The 14,882-nt window shown below is 73.3% G+C and carries 12 protein-coding genes; 7 read left to right on the top strand and 5 right to left on the bottom strand.

Going from position 1 to position 14,882, the window contains the following annotated elements:
- Positions 1 to 48 precede the first annotated feature (48 nt).
- From ABEB09_RS23220 to ABEB09_RS23205, 4 genes are all read left to right on the top strand, one after another.
- Positions 49 to 1,092: a rod shape-determining protein gene (locus tag ABEB09_RS23220; RefSeq protein WP_345691836.1), complete on the top strand. Its 1,044-nt coding sequence runs from the start codon at positions 49 to 51 to the stop codon at positions 1,090 to 1,092.
- A 116-nt stretch (positions 1,093 to 1,208) separates the two neighbouring features.
- Entirely contained in the window at positions 1,209 to 2,555 is a 1,347-nt protein-coding gene (locus tag ABEB09_RS23215) for a GAF domain-containing sensor histidine kinase (protein WP_345694055.1), read from the top strand.
- 198 nt (positions 2,556 to 2,753) lie between these two features.
- Entirely contained in the window at positions 2,754 to 4,223 is a 1,470-nt protein-coding gene (locus ABEB09_RS23210; protein ID WP_345691835.1) for an acyl-CoA synthetase, read from the top strand.
- A complete protein-coding gene (locus tag ABEB09_RS23205; RefSeq protein WP_345691834.1) occupies positions 4,216 to 5,586 on the top strand; it encodes a carboxyl transferase domain-containing protein in 1,371 nt (456 codons plus the stop codon). Before ABEB09_RS23210 ends, ABEB09_RS23205 begins: the two co-directional genes overlap by 8 nt.
- A gap of 22 nt (positions 5,587 to 5,608) precedes the next feature.
- Here ABEB09_RS23205 and ABEB09_RS23200 read toward each other — a convergent pair whose 3' ends face one another.
- Positions 5,609 to 6,109 carry a MarR family winged helix-turn-helix transcriptional regulator gene (locus ABEB09_RS23200; RefSeq protein WP_345691833.1) on the bottom strand — a complete coding sequence of 167 codons (501 nt, stop codon included), beginning with the start codon at positions 6,107 to 6,109 and terminating at the stop codon, positions 5,609 to 5,611.
- A 112-nt stretch (positions 6,110 to 6,221) separates the two neighbouring features.
- Here ABEB09_RS23200 and ABEB09_RS23195 point away from each other — a divergent pair, with 112 nt between their 5' ends.
- Positions 6,222 to 6,638, top strand: a complete 417-nt coding sequence (locus ABEB09_RS23195) for an organic hydroperoxide resistance protein (protein ID WP_345691832.1) — start codon at positions 6,222 to 6,224, stop codon at positions 6,636 to 6,638.
- 78 nt (positions 6,639 to 6,716) lie between these two features.
- On the opposite strand, the gene istB is transcribed toward ABEB09_RS23195, so the two are convergent.
- Complete coding sequence (istB, locus tag ABEB09_RS23190) at positions 6,717 to 8,015, bottom strand: IS21-like element helper ATPase IstB (protein WP_345691831.1); 1,299 nt, start codon at positions 8,013 to 8,015, stop codon at positions 6,717 to 6,719.
- A 394-nt stretch (positions 8,016 to 8,409) separates the two neighbouring features.
- Here istB and sigJ point away from each other — a divergent pair, with 394 nt between their 5' ends.
- Positions 8,410 to 9,357 (top strand): RNA polymerase sigma factor SigJ, encoded by a 948-nt coding sequence (gene sigJ, locus ABEB09_RS23185; protein WP_345691830.1) that lies wholly within the window; start codon positions 8,410 to 8,412, stop codon positions 9,355 to 9,357.
- A gap of 116 nt (positions 9,358 to 9,473) precedes the next feature.
- On the opposite strand, the gene ABEB09_RS23180 is transcribed toward sigJ, so the two are convergent.
- Positions 9,474 to 10,163: a phosphotransferase gene (locus ABEB09_RS23180; protein WP_345691829.1), complete on the bottom strand. Its 690-nt coding sequence runs from the start codon at positions 10,161 to 10,163 to the stop codon at positions 9,474 to 9,476.
- Positions 10,164 to 10,310: 147 nt separating this feature from the next.
- Entirely contained in the window at positions 10,311 to 11,573 is a 1,263-nt protein-coding gene (locus ABEB09_RS23175) for a beta-ketoacyl-[acyl-carrier-protein] synthase family protein (protein WP_345691828.1), read from the bottom strand.
- Positions 11,574 to 11,638: 65 nt separating this feature from the next.
- Here ABEB09_RS23175 and ABEB09_RS23170 point away from each other — a divergent pair, with 65 nt between their 5' ends.
- Positions 11,639 to 12,256 carry a TetR/AcrR family transcriptional regulator gene (locus tag ABEB09_RS23170; protein ID WP_345691827.1) on the top strand — a complete coding sequence of 206 codons (618 nt, stop codon included), beginning with the start codon at positions 11,639 to 11,641 and terminating at the stop codon, positions 12,254 to 12,256.
- Between the two features lie 35 nt (positions 12,257 to 12,291).
- On the opposite strand, the gene ABEB09_RS23165 is transcribed toward ABEB09_RS23170, so the two are convergent.
- Complete coding sequence (locus tag ABEB09_RS23165; protein WP_345691826.1) at positions 12,292 to 14,859, bottom strand: ABC transporter permease; 2,568 nt, start codon at positions 14,857 to 14,859, stop codon at positions 12,292 to 12,294.
- Positions 14,860 to 14,882: the final 23 nt, after the last annotated feature.

Here is a 14,882-nt window from a genome sequence, read left to right as displayed (position 1 = left end):
CCGACGACCGCACGATGCAGACACATACCGCTCTCGGGAGGATCCGTCGTGACCGTCAGTCTTGAGCAGCTGCGCCGCTGCCACGTCGCCGTCGACCTCGGGGCCGCGAGGACCCGCGTCTTCGTGAAGGGCGCCGGGCTCGTCGTCGACGAGCCGAGCGTCGCCGCCGTCAACATCCACACGGGTGGGCTCATCGCGGTCGGCGAGTTCGCGGAGAAGATGACGGGCCGCACCCCCGACTACATCCGCGTCGTGCGCCCGGTCTCCGGCGGCAGCGTGGTCGACATCGACATGGCACAGCGCATGCTCCGCAGCCTCCTCGGCGAGAAGCTCCGCCGCCAGCTGCGCCGCAAGCCGATGCTGCGCGCGGCCGCGTGCACCCCGCACGGCAGCGATCCGCTCGCGCAGCGCGCCACCGTCGAGACGATGGTCGGGCTCGGCGCCCGGCGCGTCGAACTGGTGGACACCCTGATCGCGGCGGCCGTCGGCTGCGGCCTGCCGGTGGAGCAGCCCACCGCGACCATGATCCTGGTGTGCGGGGCGGCGACCACGCAGGTCGCCGTGTTGTCGCTCGGGTCGATCGTCACGGCTGAGCGCATCCCGGTCGGCGGCAACGCCATCGACCACGCGGTCATCCAGTACCTGCGCCACCAGCATGAACTGATGCTGCCGAGCCAGTCCGTACGCCCCCTCCAGGTGGCTCTGCACGGCAACGGCCTCACCGCGCACGGCCCGGCCTCCACCGAGATCCACGGCCGGGACGTGGCCACGGGCCTGGCCCGCTCGGTGCTGGTGGACACCGCGGCCGTGCGCCGGGCCATCCACACGCCGCTGACCGCCGTCCTCGACGGCATCGGCAAGGTGCTGCGCGACTGCCCGCCCGACCTGGTCGCCGACCTCGTCGACCGGGGCATCACGATGGTCGGCGGCAGCGCGCGGCTGCCCGGGCTCGACCAGATGCTCCGCAACGCGACCGGCATGCCCGTCCGGATCGCGGAGCGCCCGGACGTCTGCGCCGTGCTCGGCCTCGGGGAGATGCTGGAGGGCCGGATCCAGCCGCTCACGCTCGACCCGCTGGCCGACGCCGACTGAGCCACGCACAAAGGAGGGCAGCGGACGGCGGCCGCGGCGTGGGTACGAGCGGGAGCCCCGAAGCGACCGTCGGCCCCCGAGCGGGCGGGAGCCCGGAAGCCGACGGCCTCCCGCGACTGCTGGAGTCGCTCCTGCGGGTCGGTACGGCCCTCGACCCCGACACCACGCTCCGGCAGACGGCGAGGTGTGCCGCCGCCGTGACGGGCGCGCCCGCGCGCATCGACAGCTGCCCGCAGACCGACACCACGCCGGGCGCCCGCCTCCCCATCGTGGTGGACGGGCAGGTCGTCGCCCGCGTCCGCGTCACCCCGCGCGGCACCCCGCACGAGGCGGCCCTCCTGCGCGCGCTCGCCGCACGCGCGGGCAGCGCCGTCGACAACGCCCGCCGGTACGCCGCCGCGCGGCAGCGCGAGCGCTGGATCGAGGGCGCGGCCGCCGTGACCACGGCGCTGCTCACCGGCGGGACGGCCGCCGACGCGCTGACCACCGTCGCGGAGCGGGCGCGGCTGCTGGCCGACGCGTCGGCGGGCGTCGTCCTCCAGCCCACCGACGAGGGCGGCATGGAGATCGTCGCCGCGTCGACGGTCGGCGACCCGGGCGACCTGATCGGCACGACGATCGCGCCCGGCTCACCCGTGCTCGTGGACCTGCTCGGCGGGGAGCCGGTGTTCGTCGAGGACTCCGCGACCGACCCCCGGATGACCACGCACGTACGGACCCGGTTCGGCCCGTCGATGATGCTGCCCCTGCGCAGCCGGGGACGGCTGATCGGCACCCTCGCGCTGCCGCGCCGGCGCGGCGGCCGCCCGTACACCGCGCTCGACCGGCTGCTGGCGACGCAGTTCGCCTCACAGGCCGCCCTGGCGCTGGTCCTCGCCGACGCGCAGCGCGCCCGGGAGCGGCTGGCCGTGTACGAGGACCGGGACCGGATCGCCCGCGACCTGCACGACCTGGTCGTGCAGCGGCTGTTCGCCACCGGGATGATGCTGGAGTCGACGCGCCGCCGGGCGGATCCGGGCTCGCCCGACGACACGGCGCTGGGCCGGGCCGTGGACGAGCTGGAGGCCACCGTCCAGGACGTACGGACGGCGATCTTCGCGCTCCAGCAACCGCCGGCCCCCGCGCCCCGCTCGTTCCGGAGCCGGGTCCTGCGCGAGACGGGCGGCGCGGCGGCGGCCCTCGGCTTCCAGCCCTCCGTACGGTTCACCGGGGCGGTCGACGCGCTGCTCACCGGACCGGTGGCGGACCGGCTGCTGACCGCCCTGCGCGACGCCCTGGCCGCCGTCCGGAGCCGCGGCGAAGCGTCGCGGGCGGGCGTCTCCCGTACGGGCGTGCACGTGGACGCCACCGCCGTCCTGGCCGACGGCCGCCCGGGCGTACGGCTGCTGGTCACGGACGACGGCCTCCGCGAGGACGGCTCCCGGGGGACGACGGTGACCTGGGAGTCGCCCCGCGACGACTGAACCGCGGCCGTCGACCGGACGTCGGCCGCTCCCGTCGACCGCTCCCCCACCAGCCCGTACGCCGTCCGGGTCAGCCCGGCGCGCGTCGCACTTGCGCCAAAGCCTTGACTGGGGGCGAGGGCCGGGGCGACGGCTGCGACCATGGGGCCCGAGGCCGAAGAAGGCCGAGCCCGTGCAGCGATGCGAGGAGGACGACCCGTGAGTGCCCTCTTTCCGGCCCTGGTCCCCGGACCGGACGACCCGCGGCCCGCGGTCCGGTTCGGCGACCGCGCCCTCACCTACGGCGAACTGCGCGCCGCTGCACTGCGGTTGACGCCCCGGCTCGCGGGCGCCGACCGGGTCGCCGTGTGGGCGGCGCCGGAGTTGGAGACCGCCGTCGCGGTGGTCGCCGCGCTGCTCGCCGGGGTGCCGGCCGTACCGCTCAACCCGAAGACCGGCGAGCGGGAGCTGACGCACATCGTCACCGACAGCGCCCCCGCCCTGGTGCTCGCCCCGCCGTCGGCCGAACTCCCGCCCGTACTGGCCGGATTGCCGCGCGTCGACATCCCGGTGGAGGCCGACCGGAACACCACGACGCCTCCGGGCCCACTGCCGCCCGAACCGGACGCGGAGAGCCCCGCGTTGATCGTCTACACGTCCGGGACGACCGGCCCGCCCAAGGGCGCCGTCCTGCCGCGCCGGGCGGTCGCCGCGACCCTGGACGCGCTCGCGGACGCCTGGGCGTGGACCGCCGAGGACGTCCTGGTGCACGCCCTGCCCCTGTTCCACGTCCACGGGCTGGTCCTCGGCGTCCTCGGCCCGCTGCGCCGGGGCGGCTCGGTGCGGCACCTGGGCCGGTTCACCACCGAGGGCGTGGCCCGCGAGCTGACGTCCGGCGCGACCATGCTGTTCGGCGTGCCGACGATGTACCACCGCATCGCCGAGTCCCTGGACACCGACACCGGACTGGCCAAGGCGCTGGCGGGGGCGCGGCTGCTGGTCTCCGGCTCGGCGGCGCTGCCGCTGCACGACCACGAGCGGATCGCCGCGGCGACGGGCCGGCAGGTGATCGAGCGGTACGGCATGACGGAGACGCTCATGCAGTGCAGTGTCCGGGTGGACGGCGGGGCGGCGAGCGCCCGCGCGGGCTCGGTCGGCGTACCGCTGCACGGGGTCGACCTGCGGCTCGTGGAGGAGGACGGGACGCCGATCACGGCGTACGACGGGGAGACGGTCGGCGAGATCCAGGTGCGCGGCCCGAACCTGTTCACGGGTTATCTGAACCGCCCCGACGCCACGGCCGCGGCCTTCGACGGGGACTGGTTCCGCACCGGCGACATGGCGGTACGGGACCCCGACGGGTCCGTACGGCTGGTGGGGCGCAAGGCGACCGACCTCATCAAGAGCGGCGGCTACAAGATCGGCGCCGGGGAGATCGAGAACGCGCTGCTGGAGCACCCGGCGGTGAAGGAGGCCGCCGTGACCGGTGAGCCGGACCCGGACCTGGGGGAACGGATCGTGGCGTGGGTGGTGCCGGCGGATCCGGGGGCGCCGCCGTCGGCGCGGGAGCTGGCGGACCACGTGGCGGCGCAGCTGGCCCCGCACAAGCGGCCCCGCACGGTCCGCCTCCTCGACGCGCTGCCCCGCAACGACCTGGGGAAGGTCATGAAGCGAGCCCTCCATGCCTGACCACTCCGCGAACAACGGCCCGAGGACGACGGCCCGCCAGGCGATCGGCCTGGTCACGGACGCGTTCACCGAGCACAGCCCGCCCCCGCTCCCCGGCGGCTCCGCCGCGCCGGACGGCCCGCTGGGCTGGGAGGGGTACGACGCCTCGCGTGCCCGCGCGGCCGGGCGCACCGGCGAGGAGGAGTCGGTGGTGTTCGGCGAGGCGGACGTCTCCGGTCACCGCTGCGCGCTGCTGGCCTTCGAGTTCGGGTTCCTGGGCGGTTCGCTGGGCCGGCGCACCGGGGACCGGATCACCGCCGCGTACCGCCTCGCGCGCGAGCGGCGCGTCCCGCTGGTCTCGTTGGTCGCGACGGGCGGCAGCCGGATGCAGGAGGGCATGGTGGCGCTGCGTCAGCTCCAGCGCGTCGCGCGGGAGTCGGTGCTGCTGCGGGAGGCGGGGGTGCCGCACGTCGCGGTGCTGCGCGACCCGTCGACGGGCGGCGGCTGGGCCACGGTGGGCGCGGGCGCCGATGTGATCCTGGCCCTGCCGGGGGCGCAGGTCGGCTTCGCCGGGTCGCGGGTGCGGCCGCCGGACGCGGACCCGGCGGCGTACACGGCGGAGGGCCAGCTGGCGGCGGGCCACGTCGACGCGGTCGTCCCGGCCGGGGAGCTGCGCGGGACGCTGGCGCGCTGGGTCGCCGCACTGGCCCGCCCGGCGCCCGGCCCGGTGCCACCGCCGGCCGCCCTGACGGACGGCGGCACAGGGGGGACGGGCGGCCTGCCGGGAACCGGCTGGGACGCGGTGCGCCGGGCGCGCGATCCCCGGCGGCCACGGGCCGAGGCGTACCTGGACGCGTACTTCTCGTACCGGCTGCCCCTCGGCGGCGACCGCTGCGGCGGTACGGACCCGGGCCTGCTGTGCGGTGTCGGCGTCCGCGAGGGGCGCGGCGTGGCGTACGTGGCGCAGTGCGGCACGGCGACGCTCCCGGCCGGGTACCGGACGGCCGCGCGGGTGATCCGGCTCGCGGACCGGCTGGGGCTGCCGGTGCTGACGCTCGTGGACACGCCGGGCGCCGCGAACGACGCGGAGGCGGAGCGTACGGGCGCGGGCGCGGCGATCGCCGAGACGTTCGCGGCCGTCGCGGCGGCGCGGGTGCCGGTGACGACCCTGCTGATCGGCGAGGGCGGCTCGGGCGGCGCCCTGGCGCTGGCCGCCCCGGACAACACCTGGACCACGCCGGACGCCTACTTCTCGGTGATCGCCCCGGAGCTGGCGGCGGCCATACTCAAGCGCCCGCCGGAGGACGCCCCGCACACGGCCGAGCAGCTCCGCCTGCGGCCGCAGGACCTGCTGGAGCTGGGGGTCGTCCGGGGCATCGTCTGAGCGCCGGACCGCCACGGCGGAACTACGTCGTGGCCTCCACGGCCTCGGCGTCCTCCAGTGCGTCGAGGTCGAGCGCGTCCAGCGCGCTGGTCAGGGCGTCGAGCCTGGCGCGCAGGTCGCGGATCTCGTCCAGGCCCAGTCCCGTGACCTCGGTGATGCGCCGCGGCACGCCGAGTGCGCGCTCCCGCAGGGCGGCGCCCGCGCCGGTGGCGCGCACGGTGACCGACCGCTCGTCCTGCGGGCTGCGCCGCCGCTCCACGTACCCGGCCGCCTCCAGCCGCTTGAGCAGCGGCGACAGCGTGCCGGAGTCGAGGCGCAGGTACGCGCCGATCCGTTTGACGGGCAGCTCGCCGTGCTCCCACAGCACCAGCATCACCAGGTACTGGGGATAGGTCAGCCCCAGCTCCTTGAGCACGACGCGGTAGACGCCGTTGAAGGCACGGCTCGCGGCGTGCAGCGAGAAGCAGATCTGGTGGTCGAGACGGAGGAAGTCCTCGTCCCGCACGGTGCCGGTCGTGTCCATGTGTTCAGGCTAACGCGACTGCTTCACCCAATTAAGTTGTGCACAACTCAATGGCGCGCTACAAATATGGGGACGCGCTTCCGCGCTCCCCAACGAGAGGACGGGATTCCCCATGGACGCCCTGTACACCGCTGTCGCCACCGCCAACGGCCGCGAAGGCCGCGCCGTCAGCTCCGACGGCCAGATCGACCTGCCGCTCGGCTTCCCGAAGTCCCTCGGCGGCAACGGCCAGGGCACCAACCCGGAGCAGCTGTTCGCCGCCGGCTACGCGGCGTGCTTCGCCAGCGCCATGGGCGCGATAGGCCGCCAGGAGAAGATCGACGTCAAGGACGCCTCGGTCACGGCCGAGGTCAGCATCGGCAAGGATGCGGCCGACGGCGGCTTCGGCCTCTCGGTCGTGATGCGCGTCGAGCTGCCGGAGCACCTCCAGGGCGAGGCGGGCCGCGACCTGCTGGAGAAGACCCACGCGTACTGCCCGTACTCGAAGGCCACGCGCGGCAACATCGCCGTCGAGCTGGTCATCGAGTGACGGTCCGGCCACCGCGAAGGGGCCCCGGCCTGTGCGCGCGCACAGGCCGGGGCCCCTTCGCCTGGACGCCCGCCGGACCTACCGCACGGCGGCGTCCGCCCAGCCCGCGACCGCGGCCTCCTCCAGGCGGCGCGTGCGGTAGCTTCCGCCCTCCAGCGTCACGACCTCGGCGTGGTGTGCGAGGCGGTCCACGGTCGCGGTGGCGACGCCGGCGTCGCCGAAGACCTCCGCCCACCGCCCGAAGGGCCGGTCGCTGGTGACGATCAGCGAGGCCCGCTCGTAGCGGTGCGAGACCAGCTGGAAGAACAGCTGGGCGGACTCGGCGTCGAACGGCACATAGCCCAGCTCGTCGACGACGATCAGCGCGTACGCGTCCAGCGCGGCCAGCTCCTCGGCCAGCCGGTCCGCCGCCTTCGCGCGGCGCAGCCGGGCGCCCCACTCCGGCGCGGTGGCGAACAGCACGCGCCGGCCGGCCTCGCAGGCCCTGACGCCGAGGGCGACGGCCAGGTGCGTCTTGCCCGTGCCGGGGCCGCCGAGGAAGACCACGTTCTCCCGGCGCCCCACGAAGTCCAGTCCGCCCAGGCGGTCGAGGACGAGCGGGTCCGGGGCGCGGAGATGCCCGGTGTCGAAGGTCTCCAGCCGCTTGCGCGCCGGGAATCCCGCGGCCGCGATCCGTTCCTCGGCCCCCGCGGCGACGTGGTCGCCCCCCGGCTGCCGCGGAACGACCACCGCGGGGAGGGTTGCCGGCCCGCGCCGCCCGTCCCGGCCGCCGTCCTGGTCACCCGGCTCGTACGGCACGTGCGGCCCGTGCTCGTGCGGCCTGGCCCCGTGGGAGGCCATCGGCCCCGACATGTAGGCGAGGATCGCGGCCGAGGCGATGAACGCCATGTGGATGAGCGTCCCCCACAGCAGGTCGTGCTCGGGCGTGTGGTGCACGTCGACGAACATCTGGAGCAGGTGCACCGAGGAGATCCCCACGATGGCGGTCGCCAGTTTCACCTTGAGCACGTTGGAGTTGACGTGCGACAGCCACTCGGGCTGGTCCCGGTGGCCCTGCAGGCCGATCCGCGACACGAACGTCTCGTACCCGCCGACGATGACCATGATCAGCAAGTTGGCGATCATCACCACGTCGACGAGCTTGAGGACGGCGAGCATCACGTGCGTCTCGTCGGCCTGGCCGCCGAGCACGTGCTCGATGAGCTTCCACAGCTCGTTGAAGAACTTGAAGACGTAGACCCCCTGCGCGGCGACGAGGCCGAAGTACAGCGGCGCCTGGAGCCAGCGGGTGGCGAAGAGCGCGTACCCGAGCGGCGCCATGTGCGACGTGGACGAGGCGGACGGGACGGAGCGGGACAACGGCACCTCCGACGGCATGGGGGATTCGTCATTCTTGTGCGCCGCCGCCGAAAATCTGAATTCCCAACACCCTTTGGGATGAATAGAAATCCCGTAGCACAACCGCGCCCGGGCCACCCGCCGCCCGCCCGGACCTCACCGGGACCCGCAGCAGCCGCCACACCTCCGGCCGTGGAGCGCTCAGCGTCCTCTGCGCGTGTAGGCGCGGATGGCCGGCTGGTGAAGAGCGGGGAATACCCGATCTTCACCGCTTCCTCGACGGCAGCGGCCAGGTCCTCGACCGTCACAGTGGCGCTCACTCCGCGACTCTTCGCACCGCCTCGTCCGACCCGCAGAACTGGACCTGACAATCGGACCTGCTGTCTCGTCGGACCGGCGAGGGACGATCCGAGATCAGGGAGCCACCGGAACCATGACCGATCACGCGAAGTCACGGCACGACGAGTCCGACGCGGGTTTGGACGCGATCATCAGCGAGCGGCGGCGGCTGATCGGTCTCGCCTACCGGCTCCTCGGCTCGCTGGCCGAGGCCGAGGACGCGGTCCAGGAGACCTACACCCGCTGGTACACCATGTCCCCACAGCAGCAGGACGCCATCGAGTCCCCCGGCGCCTGGCTGACGACCGTCGCCACCCGCGTGTGCCTGGACCTCCTCGGCTCGGCGCGGGTACGGCGCGAGCGTTACGTGGGCGAATGGATCCCCGAGCCGCTGCCCGGGCGGACCGACTTGATCAACGGGCGCCCCAGCACCGCCGCGGCCGACTCCGGGGACCCGGCCGACCGGGTCACACTCGACGAATCGGTGAGCATGGCGTTCCTCGTCGTCCTCGAATCCATGACCCCGGCCCAGCGCGTCGCGCTCATCCTGCACGACGTCTTCGGCTACCCGTTCGCCGAGATCGCCGGGATCACCGGCCGCACCCCGGCGGCATGCCGCGAACTGGCCTCCTCCGCCCGGCGCCGCGTCCGGGCCTCCCTGCCCCCCGAGGCCCCGGCAGCCCACCAGGCGCGTCTCGTCAGGGACTTCAAGCAGGCGTGGGACGCGCAGGACATCAGCACCCTCGTCAGCCTCCTCGCCCCCGGCGCGACGTTGACGGCCGACGGCGGCGGCGTGGTCGCCGCCGCGCTCCACCCGATCGAGGGCGGCGAAGGGATCGCACGCTACCTCACCGATCTCGCCGTCCGGGCGTCCGGCAGCCTGACGGTCCTGGAGCGCCCGGTCAACGGCCGGGCGGGTCTGGTGATCGAGCACGCGGGCGTCACCGTCGCGGTGTACGCGTTCGACGTCGCGGACGACCGGATCACGCACATCTGGGCGGTGCGCAACCCCGACAAACTCCGCCCATGGACGGCAGGCTGACGTGGACTTCGGCCACGGCGTCGTCGAGCGCGAGAGCTCCACCGCCGCCACCGCGGCGACGCCCCGGCGGCGGCACCCCATCCCGCGTCGCGTGCCCGCACTCGCTCCGCCACGGTTCAGCAGCCCGACCGATCCGTCCGGCCCACACCGGGCCCTTTGCCGCCGCCGGCGTGCCGCCGCAACCACGCCGCCTCCGCAGGCGTGAGATTCGGGTCGTCCAGCTTCGCCTGGGCCGCCTCCTGCATCCGTCCCGCCGGGTCGGTCCGGCAGCCGCCGCGCATGCCGCGCAGCAACAGCCCCCGCCCGAGGCGGGCGGCGAGCCCCGGCACCTCCGCGCTGCCCACGGTCACCATGGTCATCGCCACATCGGCAGCTGGATCACCAGCGCCCGCATTGCACCAGTCGATCACTACCGGGCCCCGCTCGGTCAGAATGACGTTGCCCGGGTGCAGGTCCAGATGCAGCACCCGGTCACCATCTGCCGTGCTGAACCGCTTGGGCAGCCACCCCGGTGCCGGCAGCGCGTGCAACCGGTCGTGCAGGCGGCCCAACTCCCGCCCGAGAGAAGTCACCTGCCACGGGCGCCGGGCCAGCACATCCATCATCGTCGGCCCGGCCAGCCGCTCGAGAACCATGTCGGTGTCGGTGATCTCGTACACCCGCGGCACCGGATACCCACATGCCGCCAGGTGCGTCATCAAGCGTGACTCCAGACCGGTGGGCCCCCCGTGCCGGTATCGCCGCAGCACCCTGGACTCATCCAGGGCGTACACATCAGCATCCCGGCCCTGCGCGATCAACTCCATGCGGTGCAGTCTCCATTGACGGCCCAGCACGCGCCAACAGGCCGAACGTCGCCGGTCAGCGGCCTCGGACGCCTCACCCGCCGAGGCTTCCTCACCCCGCCCGGACGAGGCCGCTGCCCGAAGCGGACAACGGTGCGTGCGCGTGGGTCAGGGTGTCGTCGAGGCCGTACGGGACGCGTGGTGCCGTGTGCTGGTGACGACGAGCGAGACGTTCTGCCCACCGAAGCCGAAGGAATTGCTGAGGACGGCCTCCTGGGGGCCGTCTCGTCGCTCTGCGACGACGTCGAGGTCGACGTCGGGATCGACGCCGGCCGCGGTGAGGTTACGGGTCGGCGGGATGACGCCGTGCTCCACGCTGAGGACGGCGATGAGTGCTTCGATCGCACCGGCGGCGCCGAAGAGATGACCGAGCGCCGCCTTGGGGGCGGTCACGGTGGCGCGGCCGAAGACCTCCCCGATCGCGTGCGCCTCGGCCACGTCGCCCACCGGAGTGCCGGTGGCATGGGCGTTGATGTGGCTGATCCGCTCGGGCGCCAAACCGGCTTGCGCGAGGGCCTTCCGCATGGCCGAGACCTGACCGGAGCCGTCGGCAGCGGGCGCGGTGATGTGGTGAGCGTCGGCGGCGATGCCGGCGCCGGCGAGCACCGCGTGGACGCGCGCGCCCCGGGCGCCGGCGTGCTCGGCGCTTTCCAGTATCACGACAGCCGCGCCTTCACCGAGGACGAAGCCGCTGCGATCCGCGGCGAACGGCCGGGACGCGGACGCGGGTTCGACGGTGTGCCGCGACAGTGCTTGTGCCTGGGCGAAGCCGGCGACGGTGATCGGGGTGATCGCGGCCTCGGTTCCCCCCGCGATCACCACGTCCGCCTCGCCGGCACGGATGAGCCTGGCCCCCAGGGCGATCGCCTCGGCACCGGAGGAGCACGCCGAGACGGGCGTGTAGACCCCGGCCCGTGCACCGTATTCGATACTGATCAACGCCGCCGCCGCATTGGGCATGAGCATCGGGACCGTACGCGGCGAGACGCGCCGCGCCCCGGCCGACTCCAGTACGTCGTCTTGCTTCAACAGCGTCCGTACACCCCCGATGCCCGTACCGATCGCCGATGCGAGCCGGTCCGGGTCCACCTCTGGGGCACCGGCATCGGCCCAGGCTTCGGCCGCCGCGGCCAAGGCCGCCTGCTGCGCGCGGTCCAGCCGCCTGGCCTGCACCGGCAGCAGCAACTCGGCGGGGTCGATCGCCATCGTCCCCGCGACAGTGCCGGAAAGGCCGGCATCTTCGTGGCCGCTCAGGACGCCGCCGCGGATGCCGGACTCGCCGGCAAGCAGGGCGTCCCAGGTGGACGCCACGTCTGCCCCGAGCGGTGTGATCGCGCCGAGTCCGGTCACGACGACTTCGGTCCGGTGCATGCCCCTCAGCCTTTCTTGTATGCGATACAAACGAACGCCTTTGTTGTATCACATACAATTCCGGTGTGGAGAAGAAGCGAACCGAAGCTCGATCAACGCCGGCTCGGTCGCGTGACCGCGGTCGCGCGACGAGGCGCCGTCTGATCGAGGCAACCGCACGGCTCTGCAAGGAACAGCCCGGCGCCGAGGTGAGCGTCGCGGAGATCGCGAACGCGGCAGGGGTCTTCCCCAATCAGGTCACCTACCACTTCGGCTCCAAGGACTCGCTCCTCGTGCACGCCGCCTTTCTCGGCCTGCTGCACGACGCCCGGCGGATTGAGCGCATCGGTCGCCAAGCCCCCGACGCCGCGACATTTCGGCGCAACATCGCCCGCGCCGTACTGGCCATGCCCTCGCTCCCGTCGGTCACGCGAGCACTCGCCGCCGGGATCTCCAAGCCCGAACTCGGCCCCGTGGTCGACCAGCACCTCCGGTTGCTGTTCCGGCAATCCGAGCGCTTCGTGAGCCAGCTCGTCGACAGTCGCGGCTGGAGGACCCGTCGACCGCTCAACGTGGAAGCCAGGACGTTCTGGAGTACCGCGCTCGGTGCAGTGCTGCTCGTCCGCGCCGGGGCACATGGCACCGTCGCCGACCTCGACCTCGCGGGATCCTTGACCATCCACGACGAACCCGATCCCGATTGACGCGGAGCGCATGTCCGTGACCGGCATGGCGCGTGCTAGGCGTGGGTGACGGCTCGCAGGGGGGTGAGCGCGGCGGCTCGTCGGGCGGGCAGAGCGGCCGCTACCACGCCGACGGCGAGGGAGAGCAGGACCACGAGAGCGAGGGTGGGCCAGGGCAGGGAGAAGGAGTACTGCGGGATCGCGCCGTTGGCCAGTCCGCTGATCTTCCACGCTCCGAACAGCCCGCCGGCCAGTCCGAGCAGGGTGCCGAAGGCGGCGACGCAGACGGCCTCCAGTCGGATCATGCGGCGGATGCCGGAGCGGTCCATGCCGATGGCGCGCAGGACCCCGATCTCCCGGGTGCGCTCGGAGACCGACATGGCGAGAGTGTTGATCATGCCGAGTGCGGAGATCAGTACGCCGATGCCGAGCAGCCCGAACACCATGGTCATCAACTCGCCGGCGGCGCCGGCCTGCGCCTGGACAAGCTGGTCGCGGTGGTGAACTCTCAGGAGCGGGCTGTCGTTCACGGCGGCGCGCAGGTGCTTCTCCAGCTCCTTGGAGACCGCGCCGTCGGTGGTGCGGACCAGGATGCGCTGTACGGAGTCGCGCAGGTGGCTGTGCTCTTGCACCTCGGTGCGGTAGCCGAGGACGTCCTGGGCGGTGGGGTTGTCCTCATAGACGCCGACGACGGTGTAGGGCCGGTCGCGGTCGCCGGTTCCGGGGCCGATGCGCGCTTCGATCCGCTCGCCGGTGGTGACGTGGTGTTCCCGGGCGAAGCTGTGGGAGACGGCGATCCTCCCGGGGCCGAGACTCTCGGCGGAACCGCTGAGGAAGTGGAGCTTCATCACGTCGTCCACGGTCCTCGGGTCGGCCCCGGAGATCGTCTTGACGTAGGGGCCCGCACTGATGGTGGAATCCGCCACGGCGGAAGCGGTCCGTACACCGGGCACGTCGGCGACACGCCGGATGGCGGCGGCATCGATGGCGGTCGTGGTGTCGCGGGTGCTGATGACGTAGTCGGCGCTCAGTCCTGCGGCGGCCTGGGCGTCCAGAGCCTGACGGGTGGACTGTTCGATGACCGCCAGACCGGAGACCAGCGCGGTGCTGACCATCAGGGCGACAGCGGTGGCGGCGGTACGGCGCGGGTCGCGCAGAGTGTTCTCGCGGGCGAGCTCGCCCACGACGCCGAAGCGGGCGGTGAGCCGGCCGAGGAGGCGGATCACCGGGCCGGCGAGCAGCGGGGCCGACACGGTCAGCCCGACCATGAGGACACCGGCCCCGAACAGCGCGGTCCGGAGGTTGTCGTCGGTGGCGCTGGTCGCGTCGCTCAGCGAGAACAACAGGCCAGTACCGACGATGACCATGACCAGGCCGACGATGCCGCGGACGCGGGAAACCGCGGCGGACGGTGGCTGCTCGGCCGTGCGCATCGCCTCGATCGGGGCGATCCGCGCCGCGCGGCGCGAGGGCAGCCAGGCGGCGAGCACGGTGACGCCGACCCCCACGGCGACCGCGGCAAGGATCGTGGTCGGGGCGACCACCAGCGGCCCGCTGGGCAGCAGGTCACCGGAGGTGTCCAGCACGCCCGGCAGCACCGTGGCCACGCCCAGGCCCGTCAGGAAGCCCAGAACGGACGCGGCGAGTCCGACCAGGGCCGCCTCGGCGAGGACCGAGCGGACCACCTGGCGGCGGGTGGCGCCGATCGCCCGCAGCAGGGCGATCTCGCGGCTGCGGCGTGCCACGAGCATGGTGAAGGTGTTGATGATGAGGAACGTGCCGATGAACAGCGAGACAGCGGCGAAGAGCAGGGGCAGCCGCGCGTAGCCGTGCGTCTTGGTGTCGATGAGGACGGACTGCTGGTCGGCCTGGGCGCGGCCGGTGGTGGCCTCGGCGCGGCCGGCCGGCAGGACGGCGGTCACCCGGTCGGCGAGTTCGAACTGGCTGGTGCCCGGCGTGGCGGCCAGGTCGATCTGGTTGTAGTGCCCCGGGGCGGCGAGCAGCTTCTGGGCGGTGGCCTTGTCGAACACGGCCAGCGTGCCGCCGGCGTTCACTCGGCTGTCGTCGGTGGACACCAGACCCACCAGGCGCTTCTTGAGGACCGGTCCCTCCTTGGCGAGGGTGACGGTGTCGCCCAGTACGTAGCCGGCGTCGGCCGCGGTGCCCCTGTCCAGTGCGACCTCACCGCTGTCGCGGGGGGCGCGGCCGGCCGTCAGCGGGTAGCGGCTGTCCTTGCCGTCCGCACCGGGGATGTAGGCGGCACCGAACTTTCCCATCATGCTGTCGGCCCGCATCGGTGTGCCGTCCTTGGCGGACAGGGTGACCGAACCGTCGGCCGCCGGGCGGACAGAGGCGACGCCTGGAACGGTGGACAGCTTGCGTACCAGGGCGTCGTCCAAGGCGCCGTACTGCTCCGTGCCGGAGATGCCCGGACGGTATGTCGGAGTCACGCTGACGGCGATGTCCTCATAGTCGCGGGACATGGCGGCGCGGTAGGCGGCGGCGGTGGAGTCGGCGAAGACCAGGGAGCCGGTGATGAACGCGACGCCGAGGCAGACCGCGAGCACGGTCGTGATCAGTCGGGTTCTGTGCGCGAGGACGTTGCGCAGGGCTGTTCGCAGCATGGCGGGCTTTCGGAGAGTGGCGG

The organism is Streptomyces coeruleoprunus (assembly GCF_039542925.1).
In the GTDB taxonomy this organism is placed as follows: Bacteria; Actinomycetota; Actinomycetes; order Streptomycetales; family Streptomycetaceae; genus Streptomyces; species Streptomyces coeruleoprunus.
This window is presented reverse-complemented; position numbering and strand designations above follow the sequence as displayed.